Source organism: Chryseobacterium sp. 'Rf worker isolate 10' (genome assembly GCF_050753305.1).
Lineage (GTDB): Bacteria > Bacteroidota > Bacteroidia > Flavobacteriales > Weeksellaceae > Chryseobacterium.
Genome location: NZ_JBOZOF010000001.1, coordinates 662501 through 682443 on the forward strand (window position 1 = coordinate 662501; position 19943 = coordinate 682443).

At 36.4% G+C, this 19943-nt stretch carries 17 protein-coding genes; 15 read left to right on the forward strand and 2 right to left on the reverse strand.

Annotated elements, in window-relative coordinates:
- Positions 1–133: 133 nt before the first annotated feature.
- The 8 genes from LKL37_RS02895 (at position 134) to argH (ending at position 8859) form a co-directional block, all read left to right on the forward strand.
- The gene (locus tag LKL37_RS02895; RefSeq protein WP_431609099.1) at positions 134–823 is read left to right on the forward strand and encodes a GNAT family N-acetyltransferase; all 690 of its coding nucleotides are present in this window, start codon (positions 134–136) and stop codon (positions 821–823) included.
- Positions 795–1991: an argininosuccinate synthase gene (locus tag LKL37_RS02900; protein WP_431609100.1), complete on the forward strand. Its 1197-nt coding sequence runs from the start codon at positions 795–797 to the stop codon at positions 1989–1991. The genes LKL37_RS02895 and LKL37_RS02900 overlap by 29 nt, the downstream gene beginning before the upstream one ends.
- Positions 1992–2043: 52 nt before the next feature.
- Positions 2044–3009, forward strand: a complete 966-nt coding sequence (argC, locus tag LKL37_RS02905) for an N-acetyl-gamma-glutamyl-phosphate reductase (RefSeq protein WP_431609101.1) — start codon at positions 2044–2046, stop codon at positions 3007–3009.
- A 112-nt stretch (positions 3010–3121) separates the two neighbouring features.
- Positions 3122–4261, forward strand: coding sequence for an aspartate aminotransferase family protein (locus tag LKL37_RS02910; RefSeq protein ID WP_431609102.1), 1140 nt, complete (start codon positions 3122–3124; stop codon positions 4259–4261).
- 154 nt (positions 4262–4415) lie between these two features.
- Positions 4416–5375 (forward strand): N-acetylornithine carbamoyltransferase, encoded by a 960-nt coding sequence (locus LKL37_RS02915; protein ID WP_431609103.1) that lies wholly within the window; start codon positions 4416–4418, stop codon positions 5373–5375.
- Positions 5376–5441: 66 nt separating this feature from the next.
- Complete coding sequence (gene argB / locus LKL37_RS02920) at positions 5442–6236, forward strand: acetylglutamate kinase (RefSeq protein ID WP_407293081.1); 795 nt, start codon at positions 5442–5444, stop codon at positions 6234–6236.
- Entirely contained in the window at positions 6211–7293 is a 1083-nt protein-coding gene (locus LKL37_RS02925) for a M20 family metallo-hydrolase (protein ID WP_431609104.1), read from the forward strand. Before argB ends, LKL37_RS02925 begins: the two co-directional genes overlap by 26 nt.
- A 261-nt stretch (positions 7294–7554) precedes the next feature.
- On the forward strand, positions 7555–8859 hold the full coding sequence (gene argH / locus LKL37_RS02930; RefSeq protein WP_431609105.1) for an argininosuccinate lyase: 1305 nt from the start codon (positions 7555–7557) through the stop codon (positions 8857–8859).
- A 314-nt stretch (positions 8860–9173) separates the two neighbouring features.
- Here the strand turns inward: argH and LKL37_RS02935 are convergent, their stop codons facing one another.
- Positions 9174–9635 carry an Lrp/AsnC family transcriptional regulator gene (locus LKL37_RS02935; protein WP_431609106.1) on the reverse strand — a complete coding sequence of 154 codons (462 nt, stop codon included), beginning with the start codon at positions 9633–9635 and terminating at the stop codon, positions 9174–9176.
- 240 nt (positions 9636–9875) lie between these two features.
- Between LKL37_RS02935 and LKL37_RS02940 the strand changes: the two genes are divergently transcribed.
- From LKL37_RS02940 to LKL37_RS02965, 6 genes are all read left to right on the forward strand, one after another.
- On the forward strand, positions 9876–10766 hold the full coding sequence (locus LKL37_RS02940) for an aspartate carbamoyltransferase catalytic subunit (protein ID WP_431609107.1): 891 nt from the start codon (positions 9876–9878) through the stop codon (positions 10764–10766).
- Positions 10767–10876: 110 nt separating this feature from the next.
- Positions 10877–11950 carry a carbamoyl phosphate synthase small subunit gene (locus LKL37_RS02945; RefSeq protein WP_431609108.1) on the forward strand — a complete coding sequence of 358 codons (1074 nt, stop codon included), beginning with the start codon at positions 10877–10879 and terminating at the stop codon, positions 11948–11950.
- Positions 11951–12008: 58 nt separating this feature from the next.
- Entirely contained in the window at positions 12009–12359 is a 351-nt protein-coding gene (locus LKL37_RS02950; protein WP_105701632.1) for a four helix bundle protein, read from the forward strand.
- A gap of 56 nt (positions 12360–12415) precedes the next feature.
- Positions 12416–15598, forward strand: a complete 3183-nt coding sequence (gene carB, locus LKL37_RS02955) for a carbamoyl-phosphate synthase large subunit (RefSeq protein ID WP_431609109.1) — start codon at positions 12416–12418, stop codon at positions 15596–15598.
- Between the two features lie 116 nt (positions 15599–15714).
- The gene (locus tag LKL37_RS02960; RefSeq protein ID WP_431609110.1) at positions 15715–16158 is read left to right on the forward strand and encodes a hypothetical protein; all 444 of its coding nucleotides are present in this window, start codon (positions 15715–15717) and stop codon (positions 16156–16158) included.
- Positions 16159–16465: 307 nt separating this feature from the next.
- Positions 16466–16966: a hypothetical protein gene (locus tag LKL37_RS02965; protein WP_431609111.1), complete on the forward strand. Its 501-nt coding sequence runs from the start codon at positions 16466–16468 to the stop codon at positions 16964–16966.
- Positions 16967–17102: 136 nt separating this feature from the next.
- Here LKL37_RS02965 and LKL37_RS02970 read toward each other — a convergent pair whose 3' ends face one another.
- Entirely contained in the window at positions 17103–17504 is a 402-nt protein-coding gene (locus tag LKL37_RS02970; protein WP_431609112.1) for a nuclear transport factor 2 family protein, read from the reverse strand.
- A gap of 197 nt (positions 17505–17701) precedes the next feature.
- On the opposite strand from LKL37_RS02970, the gene LKL37_RS02975 reads away from it, so the two are divergent.
- The gene (locus LKL37_RS02975) at positions 17702–19852 is read left to right on the forward strand and encodes a TonB-dependent siderophore receptor (protein ID WP_431609113.1); all 2151 of its coding nucleotides are present in this window, start codon (positions 17702–17704) and stop codon (positions 19850–19852) included.
- Positions 19853–19943 lie beyond the last annotated feature (91 nt).

Genomic DNA, 19943 nt, shown 5'->3' on the forward strand with positions numbered 1-19943 from the left:
TAAATTAGCAAATATATATTTTGTTGTAAAGATAATTTTACCTGTTTAAAATTTTAAAACAAAAAAAATATCTTTTTTATTTGGATTTAAAAGAAATTATATTTTAAATTTGCCAAAAAATTTAGATAAATAAATGGAAATAGAAATTTCCTCATGCGAACATCTAATGTATGTGAGTGAAATACAGCAGGAAATGTACGATTCTGCACAGCGTAGAGGAACGGGTATCGCAAAACGTTCTATAGAATATTTGAGTAAGAAGATTTCAGAAGGCAATGCTGTGGTAGCCACTGAAAACGGTGAATGGGTAGGTTTCTGTTATATAGAGACCTGGTCACATGGAAAGTTTGTGGCCAATTCGGGGCTGATTGTGTCACCGAAATTCAGGAACGGGGGAGTAGCAACTCAGATCAAGCAGAAAGTTTTCCAATTATCTAGAGATAAGTATCCGGATGCGAAAGTATTTGGATTAACAACAGGTTTGGCAGTGATGAAAATCAATAGCGATTTAGGCTATAAACCGGTAATCTATTCTGAACTGACTCAGGATGAGGAATTCTGGAATGGATGCAAGAACTGTGTAAACTATGAAATTTTAATGATGAAGGAACGCAAGAACTGCCTGTGTACAGCCATGTTATTTGTTCCTGAAAATGATAAAAAAAAAGATGAGGTAGTAGATAATCTACCTGAAACTAAATATAATGAAATGAGCCAAACCGATTTTGGGTATTCTGCGCAAAATTCCGTTGGTGAGTTCCATTTGACAATTAATAAAAATAAAAGAAGTCCAGATGAAAAAGAAAGTCATCTTAGCGTTTAGCGGAGGTTTAGATACTTCCTACTGTGCTAAATATCTTAGTGAAACACTAGGATATGATGTATATGCAGTTACTGTAAATACCGGAGGTTTTTCAAAAGAAGAAGAAAAAGAGTTGGAGAGAAAAGCTTTAAACCTTGGGGTAAAAGAATACAGGTGTGTAGACGCTCAGGAAGATTATTATAATTCATGTGTGAAATACTTGATTTTCGGAAATGTACTGAAAAATAATACGTATCCTCTTTCTGTAAGTGCTGAACGTACTATTCAGGCGCAGGAAATTGCAAAATATGCGATTGAAGTAAAAGCAGATGCTATTGCTCACGGAAGTACAGGGGCTGGAAACGATCAGGTTCGTTTTGACTTGATTTTCCAGGTGATGTGTCCGAATATTGAAATCATTACACCAATTCGCGATATGGCTTTATCCCGTGAAGAGGAAATTGAGTTTTTGAAAGATCACGGTTATGAAATGGAATTCCAGAAAGCTCAATATTCCGTAAATAAAGGACTTTGGGGGACTTCAGTAGGAGGAAAAGAAACTTTAACTTCAAGAAATTATCTTCCTGAAGAAGCTTTTCCGTCTCAAATCAAAGAAACTCAGCCTTCAGAACTGGAGATCGAGTTTAAAAACGGAGAAGTTGTAGGAGTAAACGGAGAAAGCTTTGAACATTCAGTAAATGCCATTCAAAAAATAGAAGAATTAGCTTCAGCATACGGAATCGGCCGTGATATCCACGTAGGAGACACCATTGTTGGGATTAAAGGAAGAGTAGGATTTGAAGCGGCAGCCGCATCAGTGATCATCAAAGCACACCATTTATTGGAAAAGCATACCCTTTCAAAATATCAGCAAATGATGAAGTCTCAGTTGTCCGACTGGTATGGAAACTGGCTTCATGAGGCACTTTTCTTAGATCCTGTTATGAGAAATATTGAGTCTTTCCTGACAGATTCTCAGAAAACAGTAAGTGGAAAAGTATTTGTAACCCTTCATCCATACAGATTTATTTTGAATGGAATTGAATCTGCTCATGATCTGATGTCTGATAAATTCGGAAGCTATGGAGAAGCCAACAGAGCTTGGACAGGTGATGATGTAAAGGGATACACAAAGATTGTAAGCAATTCTTTAAATATATACCACCAGATTAACCAAAATATCAACTAGTTCCGAAAGGACGATGTAATGAAAGACAGAACAAAACGCTGTCAGAATCAAAATGAAGAAAACAGTAGGAATAATTGGTGCCAACGGTTATACAGGAAGTGAGCTGATACGCTTACTGGCTTTTCATCCCCATGTGACATTGAGTTTTTTATATAGTCGTTCAAATTCGGGAACAAGAATTTCGGATCTGTACCCGGATTTAACGACAGTTTGCGAAATGGTTTTGACTGATAAACCTGAAAACGTAGATATTCTTTTTCTGTGTCTTCCTCATAAAGAAAGTCAAAACTGGTTAACTCAGAATCCTGTTAAAGATGAAACGCTGGTTATAGATCTTGGAAACGACTTCCGTTTAAAAGGAAATTTCGAAAACAGAGATTTTATCTATGGATTACCGGAAATCAATAAAAAACAACTGGCAGGTGCAAAAAGCATTGCCAACCCGGGATGTTTTGCAACAGCCATTCAATTGGCTTTATTGCCATTAGCGGAAAAAGGAGCATTAAGTGAAGTTTTTACTACAGGGATTACAGGTTCTACGGGAGCCGGACAGTCTTTGCAGGCTACCACTCATTTTACCTGGAGAAATGATAATGTATCAGCCTATAAAACATTAACTCATCAGCATGTAGATGAGATTTTGCAGCAACTGGTTTCATTTAATAATAAAGAAGTAAACCTGAATTTTGTTCCATGGAGAGGAGATTTTGCAAGAGGGATTTTTACAAGTTCCACCATGAAGATAGATTTGACGTTGGAGGAAATAGAACAATTATATCAGGATTTCTATGCGGAGGAGCCTTTTGTTACGGTAAGTAGCAGGGCAGTTGATTTAAAGCAGGTTGTCAATACCAATCGCTGTGTGATTCAGATCGAAAAGAGTGGAAATGTTGTCGTTATTCACTCAGCGATTGACAATTTGTTAAAAGGTGCTTCGGGACAGGCAGTTCAAAATATGAATCTGGCCATGAACTGGGAAGAAAATGAAGGACTGAGCCTGAAGCCAATAGCATTCTAATTTATTAATAAGGTAGAAGGTTGCAGATGATAGGTTGCAGTAGTGCGAAGAATAACTTTTAGACCTGCAAACTTTCAACGATCAACCATCAAACTAACAACTAGCAACAAAAATGAATTTATTCAACGTATATCCATTATTCAACATAAATCCAGTTAAAGCTCAGGGGTCTTTTCTTTGGGATGATAAAGGAGAACAATATCTTGATTTTTACGGAGGTCATGCTGTCATTTCCATTGGGCATAACCATCCTTATTATCAAAACAAATTAAAGGATCAGCTGGAAAAAATTTCTTTCTATTCCAATTCCGTTCAGAATGAATTGCAGACAGAATTAGCTGAAAAATTAGGGAAACTTTCAGGATATGAAGATTATAACCTTTTCTTATGTAATTCCGGAGCAGAAGCGAATGAAAATGCATTGAAGCTTGCTTCTTTTCATAATGGAAAAAGCAAAGTGCTTTATTTTTCAGGTTCGTTCCATGGTAGAACTTCTGCTGCAGTTTCTGTGACTGATAATCCGAAGATTGTTGCTCCGGTTAACTTTTCCGAAAGATTTATCAAATCAGAATGGAATGATGTACAGCAGCTTGAAGATACCTTTGAAAAATTTGGAAATGAAATTTCATCGGTAATCATCGAAGGAATTCAGGGAGTAGGAGGAATTATGATTCCAACACCGGAATTTTTATCTAAAATCAAAGAACTGTGCGGAAAATATGATGCTGTTCTTATTCTGGATGAAGTGCAGTCCGGATATGGAAGAAGCGGATATTTCTTTGCTCATCAGGAATTTGGTGTAGAGGCAGATATTATTACTACAGCAAAAGGAATGGGGAACGGATTTCCAGTGGGTGGAGTTCTGATTCATCCTAAGTTTCAGGCAAGCAACGGTTTGCTGGGAACTACATTTGGAGGAAATCATCTCGCTTGTGCAGCTTCTATTGCTGTTCTGGATGTCATCAAAGATGAAAATCTTCTCGAAAATGCTCAGAAAATGGGCGAATATATTGAAAATGAAATTAAAGATTTACCACATATTAAATCCATCCGAAGGAAAGGATTGATGATTGGAATAGAACTCGATAGAGACTGTTCAGAAATAAGAAAAAGCTTATTGTTCGATCATCATATTTTCACAGGGAACTCTAATGATAAAACAGTACTAAGGATTCTTCCGGCACTGAATATCAAAAAAGAGGAAACAGATCTTTTCATCAATGCTTTGAAAGTGGTATTAGAAAATATCTAAGAGACTGAAAAACAAAATGAAAGAAGTTTAGTGGAGTATTTGTTGTTCTGACGAAGGAAGAATCTCTTTGTTGTTTATTATAGATTCTTCATTCCACTGAGTTTCATTCAGAATGACAAAAATGTGTAAACACAATCTTTAAAATCAATTTAAAATGAAAAAATTTACCACTGTAAGTGATGTAGAAAACTTACAGGAAATCATAAAAAAAGCTTTAGAAATAAAAGCAGCCCCCCTTACTGAAACAGAAAAAGGAAAGGGAAAAACAATCGGACTTGTATTTTTAAATTCAAGCCTGAGAACCCGTCTGAGCAGTCAGATTGCAGCACAAAATCTTGGTTTAAATGTTTTGACGTTAAACGCTGCGCAGGAAGCCTGGAATCTTGAATTTGCTGACGGAGCTGTCATGAACGGTGATACAGTGGAGCATATCAAAGATGCGATTGAGGTTTTAAACCAATATTGTGATATCATTGCGGTACGTTGTTTTGCGGGAATGAAGAGTAAGGAAGACGATGTAAATGAAAGTATCTTAAGTCAGTTTGAAAAACATGCAAAAGTACCTGTAATCTCTCTGGAATCTGCAACCCGTCACCCGTTGCAAAGTCTGGCAGACTGTATTACCATTACAGAAAACTGGAAAAAAGACCACAAGCCAAAAGTGGTATTGACCTGGGCACCGCATATCAAGCCTATTGCTCATGCAGTTGGAAATTCTTTCGCAGAATGGATGCAGGAAATGGATGTGGAATTGGTAATTGCTAATCCCGAAGGGTATGATCTGGATAAAAACTTTACAAAAGATGTGACAGTATTCCATGATCAGGATGAAGCTTTGAAGGATGCAGATTTTATTTATGTTAAAAACTGGTCTTCTTTTGATGACTATGCTGCAATGCCTGAAGTAAAAGGTGATTGGATGCTTACCAACGATAAGCTAGCCAATACCAATGATGCAAAAGTGATGCACTGTCTTCCGGTTCGCCGTAATGTGGAATTGAGCGATGAAGTAATGGATGGAGATCATTCTATTATCTACCAGCAGGCAAAAAACCGTATTTTCTCTGCACAAGCTGTGTTCAGTGAAATTTTAGATGAATTAAAAGCCAAATAATTATCCTTATCAAGGTTCAAAATCTTGACAAGGATAGAAGAGGCAAGGATCTCAAAAAGTTGACAAATGAAAGAAAAATTATACATCATAAAAATTGGCGGAGCTTTAATTGATGATGAGGAATTATTAACCCAATTCTTAGAACAATTTTCTGAAATTCAGGAAAGGAAGATCCTTGTACATGGTGGAGGCAAATTAGCGACAACGCTGGCTGATAAACTGGGCATCGAGCAGAAAATGATCAACGGAAGGAGGATTACGGATAAAGAGACATTGGATATTGTAACGATGGTGTATGCAGGAGGAATCAATAAAAATATTGTTGAGAAACTGCAGCATAAAAAATGCAATGCTATAGGCTTTTCCGGGGCTGACGGTAACTTAATTAAGGCCAAAAAAAGAGTACATCCTGAAATCGATTTTGGATTTGTTGGAGATATCAATAAGAAAAGTGTGAACAGGAAGCTGGTTTCAAAATTAATCAAGCTGGATCTTGTTCCTGTATTTTCAGCAATCACTCACGATAGAAAAGGAAATCTTTTCAATACCAATGCAGATACCATTGCTTCTGTAATGGCGCAGGCTCTTTCAGAAAAATATGAAGTTGAATTGTTGTATTGTTTTGATAAAGAAGGCGTTTTAGAAGATGTGAACGATCCTGAATCAGTGATCAAAAGTGTTACTGAAGAAGATTTTACCACACTAAAAGAAGAAGGAAAGCTTCACAAAGGGATTTTACCCAAACTTGAAAATGCTCTCGGAGCCATAAAAAATAATGTAGATAAAGTGTTTCTGATCAAAGAAACAGAATTGAAAAACCATATAGAAAATCATCATGCAGGAACTGAAATCTGTTTATAATAAAGAAGAGCTATTGAATAATGCGGTCGGATTGCTTAAAAATTTGATTGAGATTCCTTCATTCAGTAAAGATGAGTTTAATACATCGGTAGAAATTGAAAATTTTTTCAAAAAACACCAGATTCCTACCAAACGTTTTAAAAACAATATCTGGGCGGTGAATAAACATTTTGATGTTTTTAAACCTTCCGTTTTGCTGAATACCCATCATGATACGGTAAAACCCAATAAAGCTTATACGCTGGACCCGTTTATTCCTATTGAAAAAGAGGGTAAACTGTTTGGGTTGGGAAGTAATGATGCCGGAGCTTCTTTGGTTTCTATGGCGCAGGTTTTTGTACATTTTTATGATAAAGAAGATTTAAAATATAATTTAGTTATTGCTTTGACGGCAGAGGAGGAGATCTCAGGATTTGATGGAATTGAAGCACTGTTTCCGCAGCTACCTAACGTAGAACTCGCCATTGTAGGAGAACCCACGCAGATGAATCTGGCGATTGCAGAAAAAGGACTTCTTGTGATTGATGGAGAAATGAAAGGTACTCCTTCTCATGCCGCTCATCCTAATCATGATAACTCGATTATAAAATGTATGCAGGATCTGCAGAATATTTTAGAATTTAAATTCCCAAAGGTTTCAGAATATCTGGGAGAAGTTAAAGTTACTTTATCAGGAATTCATGCAGGTGTGCAGCATAATGTTGTTCCGGAGTCTTGTAATTTCACACTGGATGTAAGGGTGACAGACGAATATTCTAATCAGGAAGCATTTGAAATCATCCAGTCTCAGATGAAATCTATTTTAACAGCGAGATCGTTCAGACTGAATTCTTCAAAAATCGAGATGGATCACCCGTTTGTAAAAGCAGGAATTGAAATTGGAAGGACAACCTACGGTTCACCTACCTCTTCAGATCAGGCGATTATTCCATGTACATCAGTAAAACTGGGACCTGGAGACAGTAGGCGCTCTCATACTGCGGATGAATTTATCTATATCCAGGAAATAGAAGAAGGAATAGAAATCTACATCAGAATTTTAGAAAAAGTGTTATAAAAATGGAAGATGGATGTAGGAAGAGGGAAGTTATTACGGTATGTTACCAGCTTTCAGCCTCCAGCTTCAGGCTTCCAGCTCAATATATGTTTTGACTTCGCCCGGCAGGCATTGAAGTTTAGTTTTTAATAAGATTTATGCAAAAAAGAAAATTAGAAATGAAAGCTTTACATAAGGAAATGTTTTTTTATAGTTAATAGTAATAAGGATTGCCTTGCCGGGCATGTCAAAATCAACAAATATTTTAAATCAAATTATATCATGAAAAAAATATGGCAGAAGGATGACCTTGCCACCAATATATTAGTCAATCAATTTACAGTCGGGAAAGATCTTGACTTTGACGAACGTTTAGCCAAATATGACGTGAAAGGTTCTATGGCACATTGCAAAATGCTGGCAGAAACCGGAATTATCACTCAGGAAGAATCAGAACAGATGTTGTTTGTTTTGAATACTATTTTAAGTAAAATTGAAGATGGTAGTTTTGAAATTGATAAAGATGCTGAGGATATCCATTCTCAGGTAGAAGCTATTCTCATTGAAGAATTAGGCGATACAGGAAAGAAAATCCATACGGCAAGATCTAGAAATGATCAGGTTTTACTGGATATAAAGTTGTACTTACTGGATGAGATCCGTGAAATAACAGCGCTTACAGACGAGTTTTTCCAGATTTTAATTCAATTGGCAGATCAGCATAAAAATGTTCTGCTTCCGGGATATACCCATTTGCAGATTGCAATGCCTTCATCATTCGGATTGTGGTTCGGAGCTTATGCAGAAGCGCTTTTGGATGATGTAGAAATGTTGTTTTCTGTAAAGAATATCATTAATAAAAACCCACTGGGATCAGCAGCTGGTTATGGTTCATCTTTCCCGATCAATCGTGAAAGTACCACTTATAATCTGGGCTTCCAGTCGATGAATTATAACTCGGTATATGCTCAGATGACCCGTGGAAAGTCGGAGAAAATGTTATCAATGGCAATGGCTACTTTAGCTGGAACACTTGGGAAGTTTGCTTATGATGTTTGCTTGTATCTGAGTCAGAATTTTGACTTTATCAGCTTTCCAAAGGAATTTACTACAGGAAGCAGTATTATGCCTCATAAAAAGAATCCGGATATCTTTGAGCTGGTTCGTGCACGATGCAACAGAATCCAGTCACTTCCGAACGAACTGATTCTTCTGACAAACAATCTGCCTTCAGGATATCACAGAGATGTACAGCTGACCAAGGAAATTCTTTTCCCTGCAATAGATTCTCTAAAAGAATGTCTGGAAATCTTAAGCTATACTTTACCCAATATTCAGGTAAAAGATGGAATTCTGGAAGATGAAAAGTACAAATATCTTTTCAGTGTAGAAAAGATCAATGAAGAAGTGAAAAACGGAAGCTCATTCCGTGATGCCTATGTGAAAGTAGGGCAGGAGATTGAAAACAACGCGTTTGAATTTGAACAGGGAAATCTTGAACATACCCATCAGGGAAGTATTGGAAATCTTTGTCTGGATAAAATAGAATATCAGTTCAATAAACTGAAAAATAAATTATTGGGTTAGAATCTAAGCCATTGAGGTCATTAAAACTTAGGCAGTATCAGTAGAATTCTAAAAATTATTTTTAGCCTGCTGTCTTTTCGTTGTGAACCTTAATCTTTAATAAATCTTAACTGCTTAAGTGATCTTAATGGCTGGATTGTAATTCCGCTCTTTGAATTTGATGATTGATAAACTGAATCATTAAGGTAGATGAAGACTGTAAGGTAAGTTAAGAAAATCTGCGATTTTTTAGCTGTATAGTTTTAAAATTCGCTTGCGAATTCCTTAATTATCCTTCACCTCTTAAAAGCTCTTAATGGTTTAATTAAAAGAATTTATTCCAGATCAATTTTAAACTTAGTAGATTTTTTTACCTCATGAAGTACGATGGAACTGTGATATTGCCCTATATTAGGAATATTTGAAATAACATTAACGGCAAACTCGTTATAAGAATTGATGTCTTTGGCGATAATCTTCAACATATAGTCATACTCTCCGGAAAGACTGATGATCTCCTGTACTTCATCATAGTTTCCAATATGTTCCTCAAAGGTTTCCAATACTTTCTTGGATTGTTCCTTAAGACGAACATTACAGTAGACTACAATATTTAAACCCAGTTTTTCACGGTTTAAAAGGCCAACATATTTCTGAATGATCCCCTGTTTCTCCAATTGTTTGATTCGCTCATACGTAGGAGTAAAGGTAAGACCTATCTTTTCGGAAATTTCCTTAACCGATAATGTAGAGTCTTCCTGAATAATACTGAGAATCATTTTGTCTTTTAAATCCATAAACTGAGTTGAGTTTTAACAAAAATATTAATTTTAAATGAGAATAAGGAAAGACTGAAGTTTTTAATTTATTTTAAACATAATTTTTGTAGGTTCATAAAATTGTTATATCTTTGCACCTAATGAATAAAAAAGCATTTATATCATTAGATTTACCGGGCGAAAGCGCCCTTTACGATATTTATTGTTATTAAGCGAAGATTGTTGTCTTCGCTTTTTTTATGCCCAAAAATAAGAATTATGTTTACGATTACAGAACTAAGCACCGAGAGAATCAACAGTATACTGACAGAAGCAATGGCTTTTGCAAATGGGAAAACTGCTAAAATTGAAGGAGAAGTTTTTTGCTCAAACCTTTTCTTCGAAGACAGTACGAGAACGAAAACAAGTTTTGATCTTGCAGAAAGAAAACTGGGACTTCAGGTAGTTCCTTTTGATGCATCACACAGTTCGGTAAACAAAGGAGAGAGCCTTTATGATACAGTAAAGACCATTGAAAGTATAGGAGTGAACCTTGTAGTGATCCGCGATAAGAAAGACCGATACTTTGAGGAATTAAAGAATATTAAGATCCCTGTAATCAACGGAGGAGATGGTACAGGAAACCATCCTTCACAATGTATGCTGGATTTGCTGACGATCTATCAGGAATTTGGAAAGTTTGAAGGATTAAAGGTAGGAATTGTAGGAGATGTAAAACACAGCCGTGTTGCCAACTCCAATGCAGAGGCTTTAAGAAGATTAGGCGCTAAAGTATACTTCTCAGGACCTGAACAATGGTTTGACGAAGGAGCCCTGATCAACGGAACTTATATGTCAGTAGACGAACTGATTGCTGAAGTAGATGTTCTGATGTTGTTAAGAATACAACACGAAAGACATGATGATGCAATGAGCTTCACAGCTTCAGAATATCACAGAAGATACGGTTTGACCAAAGAAAGAGAACAGGCCATGAAAAAAGAAGCAATCATCATGCATCCGGCTCCAATCAACAGAGGAGTGGAAATAGATTCAGATCTTGTAGAATGTGAAAGGTCAAGAGTCTTCAAACAAATGCAGAACGGAGTTTTTGCGAGAATGGCCATTTTGAAAGAAGCGTTGGAAAGTAAAGGATATACCTTTAAGTAAGAACAAGGGTAAAAGAACCAAGTTAAAAGTAAGAAGCTAAAAGTTAAAGAGCCTCGGAGGGGCGGCCTGTTAATAATATATAATAAAATAATAAGAGATAAAAGTTTAAAATGAAGAAAAAATTAATACTGGAGTCCGGTGAAGTGTTTCATGGAGAAGGTTTCGGAGCAGAATTGGAAACTGCAGGGGAAGTAGTTTTCAATACCGGAATGACAGGGTATCAGGAATTGATTTCTGACCCATCGTATTGCGGTCAGATAGTTTGTATGACCTATCCGCTTATCGGAAATTATGGTATTAACCGTGATGATTATGAAAGTATTGAGCCGGCAATCAAAGGGCTTATCGTAAAAGAACTTTGCGATCTTCCTTCCAATTTCCGTACTCAGATTACTTTAGATGAATTATTTAAAAAGAAAAATCTTTCAGGAATTTCAGGAATCGACACAAGAAGACTGACAAGAATTCTTCGTAACTCCGGAGTTGTTAAAGGAAAAATTGTAAACGCTGATGCTGACGAAGCTGCAGTAGCTTCTGAATTGAAATCAACAAGTTTCCCAACTAATCAGGTAGAAGAAGTTTCCACAAAAACACCTTATGCTAACCCAAACAGAGGTTTCAAAGTAGTATTGGTAGACTTCGGTGCAAAACTGGGAATTATCAGAGAACTGTCTCAAAGAAACTGTGATATCATTGTGGTTTCTCATGATACAACGGCAGAAGAAATCCTATTGATGAATCCGGACGGAATCATGCTTTCAAATGGTCCTGGTGACCCGGAAGATGTACCACACGCGTTAGATATGATCAGAGGATTATTAGGAAAAGTTCCCATCTTCGGAATCTGTTTAGGACACCAATTAATCGGTCTTGCTTGTGGAGCAAAAACTTTCAAACTGAAATTCGGACACAGAGGAGGAAACCACCCGGTATTGGATCTGGAGAAAAATACAGTAGCCATTACTTCTCAAAACCATGGATATGCTGTAGATCAGGAAAGCTTAAAAGGAACAGACCTTATCGAAACGCACATCGCTTTGAACGACAGAACAAACGAAGGATTAAAACACAAAATCCACCCTTGTTTCTCAGTTCAGTATCACCCTGAAGCGAGCCCAGGCCCTGAAGATGCAAACTACCTGTTTGACGAGTTCATTCAAATGATGGAGGACTTTAAAAAGTAAAAATAAAATAAGGAGCCAAGAACCAAGAGTCAAGACTTAAGACGGAAAAAACATACAGATGCACAACTTTGAAAAACTACTTTTCTGGCAAAAATCTATTGCGTTGGCAAAAAATATTTATATTATTTGTAAAGAGATAAGTAGTGATGAAAAGTATGGTTTAATTTCTCAAATTAAAAGATGTGTCATTTCTATTCCTTCTAATATTGCTGAAGGTTCTGGGAGAAATAGCAGTAAAGAATTTAATCATTTTCTTGCTATTGCTTTAGGCTCTGCATTTGAATTGCAAACTCAATTGATTTTGGTGAAAGAGTTGAATCTTTTAACTGAAGACAAAGTAAATGCTTTATTAAATGAAGTTTCTGAAATTCAAAGAATGATTTACTCATTCAAAAATAATTTAAAATAAAGTCTGGAAATATTGGCTCTTGGCTCTAGATTCTTGACTCTAATAAAAAAAGAAAAATGGCAAAACGTACAGATATAAAAACAATTTTAGTAATCGGTTCAGGACCTATCATCATCGGTCAGGCAGCTGAATTTGATTACGCAGGAACGCAGGCTTGTCTGTCTTTGAAGGAAGAAGGCTACAAAGTAATTTTGATCAACTCAAACCCTGCAACGATCATGACGGATGTGGAAATCGCTGATAAAGTATATATCGAGCCGATTTCATTACAGTTTGTAAGCCACATTATCAGAAAAGAACGTCCGGATGCATTATTACCAACATTGGGAGGTCAGACAGGACTGAACATGGCGGTAGAATTGGAAAAATCAGGAATTCTTGAAGAATGCAAAGTGGAAGTATTAGGAACTAAGCTTTCTGCCATCAACAGAGCAGAAGACAGAGACCTTTTCCGTGAATTGATGAGAGAACTGAACGAACCGGTACCGGAATCTGATATCGTAAATACGGTAGAAGGAGCACTTGCTTTCGCTAATGAGATCGGTTATCCTGTAATTGTTCGTCCTGCCTTTACAATGGGAGGTACCGGAGGAGGTATCGCTTCCACAGAACCTGAATTGAAAGAGATTGCCGAATTGGGACTAAAACACAGTCCGGTTACTCAGTGTCTTATTGAAAAATCAATCGCTGGTTTCAAAGAAATTGAATATGAAGTAATGCGTGATGCAAACGACAATGCCATTGTGGTTTGTAACATGGAAAATATAGACCCGGTAGGAGTTCACACAGGAGATTCTATCGTAGTGGCACCTTCTCAGACGCTTTCAGACAGAGAGTATCAGTTATTGAGAAATGCTTCTCTGAAAATCATCAGAGCTTTAGGAATTGAAGGTGGATGTAACGTACAGTTAGCTTTAGATCCACATTCATTTGAATATTATATCATCGAGGTAAACCCTAGAGTTTCCCGTTCATCAGCACTGGCAAGTAAGGCAACAGGATACCCGATTGCAAAGATTGCAGCGAAAATTGCTGTAGGATTGACTCTGGATGAAATCATGAACCCGGTAACAGGAAAAACATATGCATGTTTTGAGCCGGCTCTTGACTATGTAGTAACAAAATTCCCAAGATTCCCATTCGATAAATTCGAAACTGCAGACAGAAGACTTTCTACTCAGATGAAAGCAACTGGTGAAGTAATGGCGATCGGAAGAAACCTGGAAGAATCTTTACAGAAGGCAATCCGTTCATTAGAAACAGGAATCAAACACTTAGGATTAAAAACAAAACAAGCTGAGGCACTTACTGCTGAAGAAATCGAAAGAAGAATCAGAGTATGTGATGATGAGAGATTATTCATCATCGGAGATGCTTTAAGAAGAGGATACGACTGGGAACAGATCGTAGAATGGAGCAAAATCGACAAGTTCTTTATCTGGAAACTGAAAAAGTTAGTTGATTTTGAAAAAGTAATCGCTGCCAACAAATTTGATAAAGAAACATTAATTGAAGCTAAGAAATTAGGGTTTGCAGACATCAATATTGCAGTGCTTTGGGATGTAAAAGAACGTGAGATTTTCAACTTCAGAAAAGAAAACGGAATCATGCCGGTTTACAAAATGGTAGACACTTGTGCGGCTGAATTTGAAAGTGAAACCCCTTATTTCTACGGAACTTACGAAGAAGAGAACGAAAGTGTTGTTTCAGACAAAGAAAAAATCATTGTACTGGGTTCTGGACCTATCAGAATCGGACAGGGAGTCGAGTTTGACTACGCTACGGTTCACTCAGTATGGGCAATCAAAGAAATGGGTTATGAAGCGATTATCATCAACAACAACCCTGAAACAGTTTCTACAGACTTCTCAATCTCTGACAAACTATATTTCGAGCCGCTTACAGAAGAAGATGTAATGAACATCATCGAACTTGAAAAACCAAAAGGAGTTGTAGTACAGTTCGGAGGACAAACTGCGATCAACCTTGCAGATAAATTAGCCTCTCACGGAGTACAGATTCTAGGAACTTCACTGGAAGATCTTGACAGAGCTGAAAACAGAGATAAATTCGAAAAAGCACTTCAGGAATTGGGAATTCCTCAGCCAAAAGGAAGAACTTCAACTTCGAAAGAAGAAGCTATAGAAATCGCTAATGAAATCGGATATCCGGTATTGGTGCGTCCAAGCTACGTTCTTGGAGGTAGAGCGATGGAAATTGTATATGCAGAAGCAGAATTGGCTCACTACATGGAAAATGCAGTAGAAGCAAGCCCTGAGCACCCTGTATTGGTAGACAAGTACATGGTAGGAAAGGAAATTGAAGTAGATGCCATCTGTGACGGTGAAACTGTAGTGATTCCGGGAATTATGGAGCACATCGAAAGAGCAGGAGTTCACTCCGGAGACTCTATCGCAGTATATCCGCCGCAAAATATCTCTCAGAGCGAGATTGACACTTTGGTAGACTATACACAAAGACTGGCAAAAGGATTAAAAGTTATCGGATTAATGAACATCCAGTACGTCCTTTTTGAAGGAAACGTATATGTAATCGAAGTAAACCCTCGTTCATCAAGAACAGTTCCTTTCTTATCCAAAATCACAGAAGTTCCAATGGCGAACCTTGCAACAAAGGCAATTCTGGGACAAAAACTGAAAGATTTAGGTTACAAAAACGGATTGGTTCCAAACAAAGAAGGAGTATTTGTAAAAGTACCGGTATTCTCTTTCTCTAAACTAACGAAAGTTGACATCTCTTTAGGCCCAGAAATGAAGTCTACAGGAGAAGTTATGGGGAAAGATACCACGCTTGAAAAAGCACTTTACAAAGGATTGGTAGCAGCTGGAAGAAAAGTTCCTATGCACGGTTCTATCCTTTTCACAGTAGCTGATAAGCACAAAGAGGAAGCAGCAGCACTTGCAGCAAGATTCCATGAAGTTGGATTCAGAATCTGGGCTACGGAAGGTACTGCTAAGTTCTTCGGAGAAAAAGGAATTCCTTGCAAAATCGGATACAAAATCGGAGAAGAAAGCGTAAATCTTATCGACCTGATCCAGAAAGGAAAAGTTCAGTATGTTGTGAATACCACTACAAAAGGTAAACAGGCTGAAAGAGACGGATTCCAGATCAGAAGAATGAGCGTGGAAAACGGTGTTCCTTGTTTAACTTCAATGGATACAGTAGAAGCCATCTTAAAAGTAATCGAAAGCATGAGCTTCAAAATGGAGACGATGTAATTTCGAAAAATAAATATTCAAAAACCCACAAGTTTTCTTGTGGGTTTTTTTATCAATTAATCTAGAAAAAATAAGAGATTCTGTTTATTTTTACAAAACCATTTAAACTTAAGTACATGAGTATAAAATCAATTACAATAGGACTCTTAAGTCTTATTTTCATAACAATATTTTCAGGATGTTCTTGGTTAACTGATTTTTATATTCAAAACCTGGCTGGCTCCAAAAAAATAATAAAGATCAATTACAGTTATCCCATTTCAAAATCAATTGATAATGAATCCGGCAGTTTTGGGTTTAATTATGAGAATGGAATACTGTCACCCCGGGCTTTTTATAAAATCAAGAATCCAAAGTCTCTTGAAAAAATAGAAGTGAGAGATTCTTCCATTGTTCTTGAGCTTTATCCAAATTCAACAACAAAAATTTACAAAAGCTATAATGGCAGCTGGAGATATAGGATTAAAAGTGTTGAGATTGATGGAACAATTTTTTATCCTGCGGACCTGAAGGATAAAAGCAGGCTTATCACGAACGATTATGTTTATAAAATAAATTAGAACTTTAAAATTTCATTTTACAAAGATTGAATAAAATTGATCTGCAAAAGATTTAACCTTATAGATTTCTGAAAGCTATGAGGTTTTTTATGGCAAAAGAATCTGCTGATTATTGTCTTTAATGAAAATTTACAAGCAATTGACCCAATAAAGGAAGATTAATATAATTAATTATCAATCATTTTTATCACACCAGCTTAAAAATTACATTATGTTTACCGAATTATTTATAAATTAGAGCGTTAAAATTCAAGCTGTTATTATTTTTTAAAAACTAATAAAAATTCCACCAAATTATAATATAACCATGGCAGAATATTACGCAAAATCAAGCAATTCTTTATCTTTTGAAGTCACAAGAGAAGAAAAATTAATTGGAAAACTTACTTATACAAGTTGGTTCAAATTTAATGCTGTCATTGAAATTGCAGATGGTCGCACCTATCAGGTGGAGCCAAAAGGTTTTTGGGGAACCACTATTGAGCTGAAAGATCATGAAAGAGTACTTCTGAAATTCAGAATGAACTGGAATGGGGAAATTGTAGTGCAGACCTATTTTGATGGGATTAAAAATGGCTATCTTTTTAAACACAGAGGCATTTTTAAAGAATCATTTGTCCTCACAGATCAGGATGGCGTAGAGCTGATGGTGATAAAACCCCATCTGAAATGGACTTCCATGAATTATGAATACCAGATTACTACATCTGATGCTTTTGAAACCTTTCCGGAAAAAGAAATTGTTTTAATCAACGCACTCCATTGTGCCAATTATTATATGTCGATGATGGCAGCTGCCGTGATATAGAAAAGGTAATTTTAGGTTTAATAAAAATTATTACCTATCATTATCTCAAAAGTCGAATCATTCGACTTTTGTCATTCTGACACAGAATGAAGTTCTGCGAACATTGTTCAAAGAATCTCATTTAAGTAGTCCTTAACTATTTTTCCAGAGCCTTTGAAACAGCCAAACTATCTTCCAGCAGTCTGTAGCGAGTAATTTTATTATTCTGAATACGCATCTGAATACAGAATAAAGACTCTACAATATGGCCTGTTTCAAGCATTTTCGTTACAAATTCTCCAGTGATCACAACATTTTCATCATCGTTGAAAATATGATCAATTTTTGCAGAAATGGGTTCTGTATTTTTCCATAACAGTTCAAAAAAGGCGGAGACTTCCTGCTTATTATTTCTTATTCCCAGCCATGGCGCTTTTTGTTCATCACCAGGGATATACCAGTCTACAGTATCAGAAAAAAGATCAGTTAATTCTGTTAGATTTCTTTCCGACATAAACTGTAGAAATTGCTGAATGGTTTCTTGGATATAGTTGCTCATTTTTAAAAATTATAATCAATCATTAGCTTTACTTGAGTCATGAAGATAAGAAAAATTTAAATTCTAATTGTTGTTTATTTTCATAAAATCCTTTATTGAAGGGCTGTTTCATGAAGGAAGTTTTATGATTTGTATCATGTTTTTATTTAGAATTAATAAAAATAAGATAATTTTGCAGAACTAACTTAATTATAAACATGAAAAAAACGATTATTTCTGCAGCTCTATTAGCAGTAACGATGCTGAGTGCCCAGGAAACGGATACCATTAAAGTGGCCGAAATTCAGTCCGTATCACTTCAGGGAACTCATAATTACAGAACCAAAAAATCTGAATCCATCGCAAGACTTCCTCTGGAAAACCTTGAAAACCCTACAGTTTACAACCTTGTTCCCAAAGAAATCATCAGTGAAATGGGCGCAATGGACTTCAATACAGCCATGGCTTCTGCTCCCGGTGTAGTCGTAAGCAACAGTGTTAATGACAGCGGAAACGATATTTTCATGAGAGGATTTAGTTCAAACGCCAGTTTTAGAAACGGATTGACTCAAAACCCAAGAGTACAGTCGGAGATCGCTAATATCGAGAGAGTAGAAGTAATTAAAGGGCCATCCGGAACCTTATTCGGAGGAACACTAGCCAACTATGGCGGAGTGGTAAATATTGTGACTAAAAAGCCACAGGAAAATTTCGGAGGAATTATCAATTATACTACCGGAAGCTGGGGAATGAACAGAATCACAGCAGATGTGAATACCCCTTTAAATAAAGAAAAAACAGCATTGGCAAGATTCAATGTCGCTGCGTATTCTCAGGATTCTTTTCAGGATGCAGGCTATAACAAAGGTCTGTTCTTCTCAGGAAGTGTTTTATATAAAGTAAGTGACAAAACCACAGTAATACTTGATACTGAGTTTCATGCACCGGACAAAACATTGAATGCGTATGTAAGAAACTCAGAAAAACTGACTTTACATTCGATGAAAGATCTGGAAGTAGCCTATAAAAGAGCATTTACAAGTAATGATATCGGTTCCAAAAGAACCAATTTTGTAACGATGGCTGAGGTGACTCATAAATTCAATGATCAATGGACGTCTCGAACATCTTACCAAAGAGGAGAAGCCAATGAAAATGAATCTATCTTTTTAGTTCTTAGATATTTGAATAACAATCAGGTAGAAAGAATGATCCGTCCTTTTGACAGTTTTAAAGTAACCACAGACAATATTCAGCAGAATTTCACTGGAGATTTTAAAATAGGAAATCTAAGAAACCGTCTGGTAGTGGGAATAGATTACTTCCAGCAAAGAACAAAATATCAGTTCCCTTACTACGAAGCCAACGGATACAGCAATGTTTTCATGCCTTATGATAAAGTAAATCTGGACAGTTCTTCAGCATGGGATCCTATCTCAAGAAACAAATTCATGAATAAGGAAAGAAAATCTACAGAATCGGATATTACAACATTCAGAACAATCAGCGGTTATATCTCTGATGTTTTGAATATCACAGATAACTTATTGGTAATGGCAAGTTTGAGAGTAGACAGTTATAAAAATGACGATACAGTAGTAAACGGTGTAGAAATCTCTACCAAAAACGGATATCCCGAAAATAAAGTTACAGGGTACAGCCAGACCCAGTTTTCACCAAAGTTCGGATTGGTGTATGAGATAGTAAAAGATCAGATTTCATTCTTTGCCAATTACGTGAATGGATTTAAAAACTATGCCCCATCATTGAATGAAACCGGTGTTTTGACAAAATGGGATCCTGAGCAGGGAAATCAGATTGAAACAGGTTTTAAAGTAGATCTTTTTCATAAAAAATTACTGACAACCGTAAGTTATTATAATATTAATGTTAAAAACAGACTGGTTGCAGATCCTGGTGGAATAGGAAGTATTCAGGATGGGAATATCAAAAGTCAGGGACTGGAAATAGGTATCATTGCGAACCCCTTCAAAGGATGGAATATCGTTGCAGGATATGGTTATAATGATAATAAATATGACGACCGAAGCAAAGACAGTGGAAAAAGAATCGCCTGGACACCAAAACATGTAGCCAACCTATGGACAAGCTACAAAATTATGGATGGTGCTTATGAAGGACTTGGTTTCGGAGCCGGATTTAATTTTGTAGATCAAACGTACATCAACATTGTTAATCATTTTCTAGCTCCTTCTTACACTACTGTAGGGGCTACTATTTTCTATGACAAGAAAAAATACAGAATCGGTCTGAAAATGAATAATGCGTTGAATGAAAGCTACTGGAACTTCTACGGACAGCCGCAGAAGCCGAGAGAAATCCTTGCCAATTTTGCCTTCAAATTTTAATCATAAAAAGAACAAAAAATAATCTCAAAGAAAATATAAGGATGAAAACCGCAAAGGTGCAATGCTTTGATTTATAATACAATCTATTTCT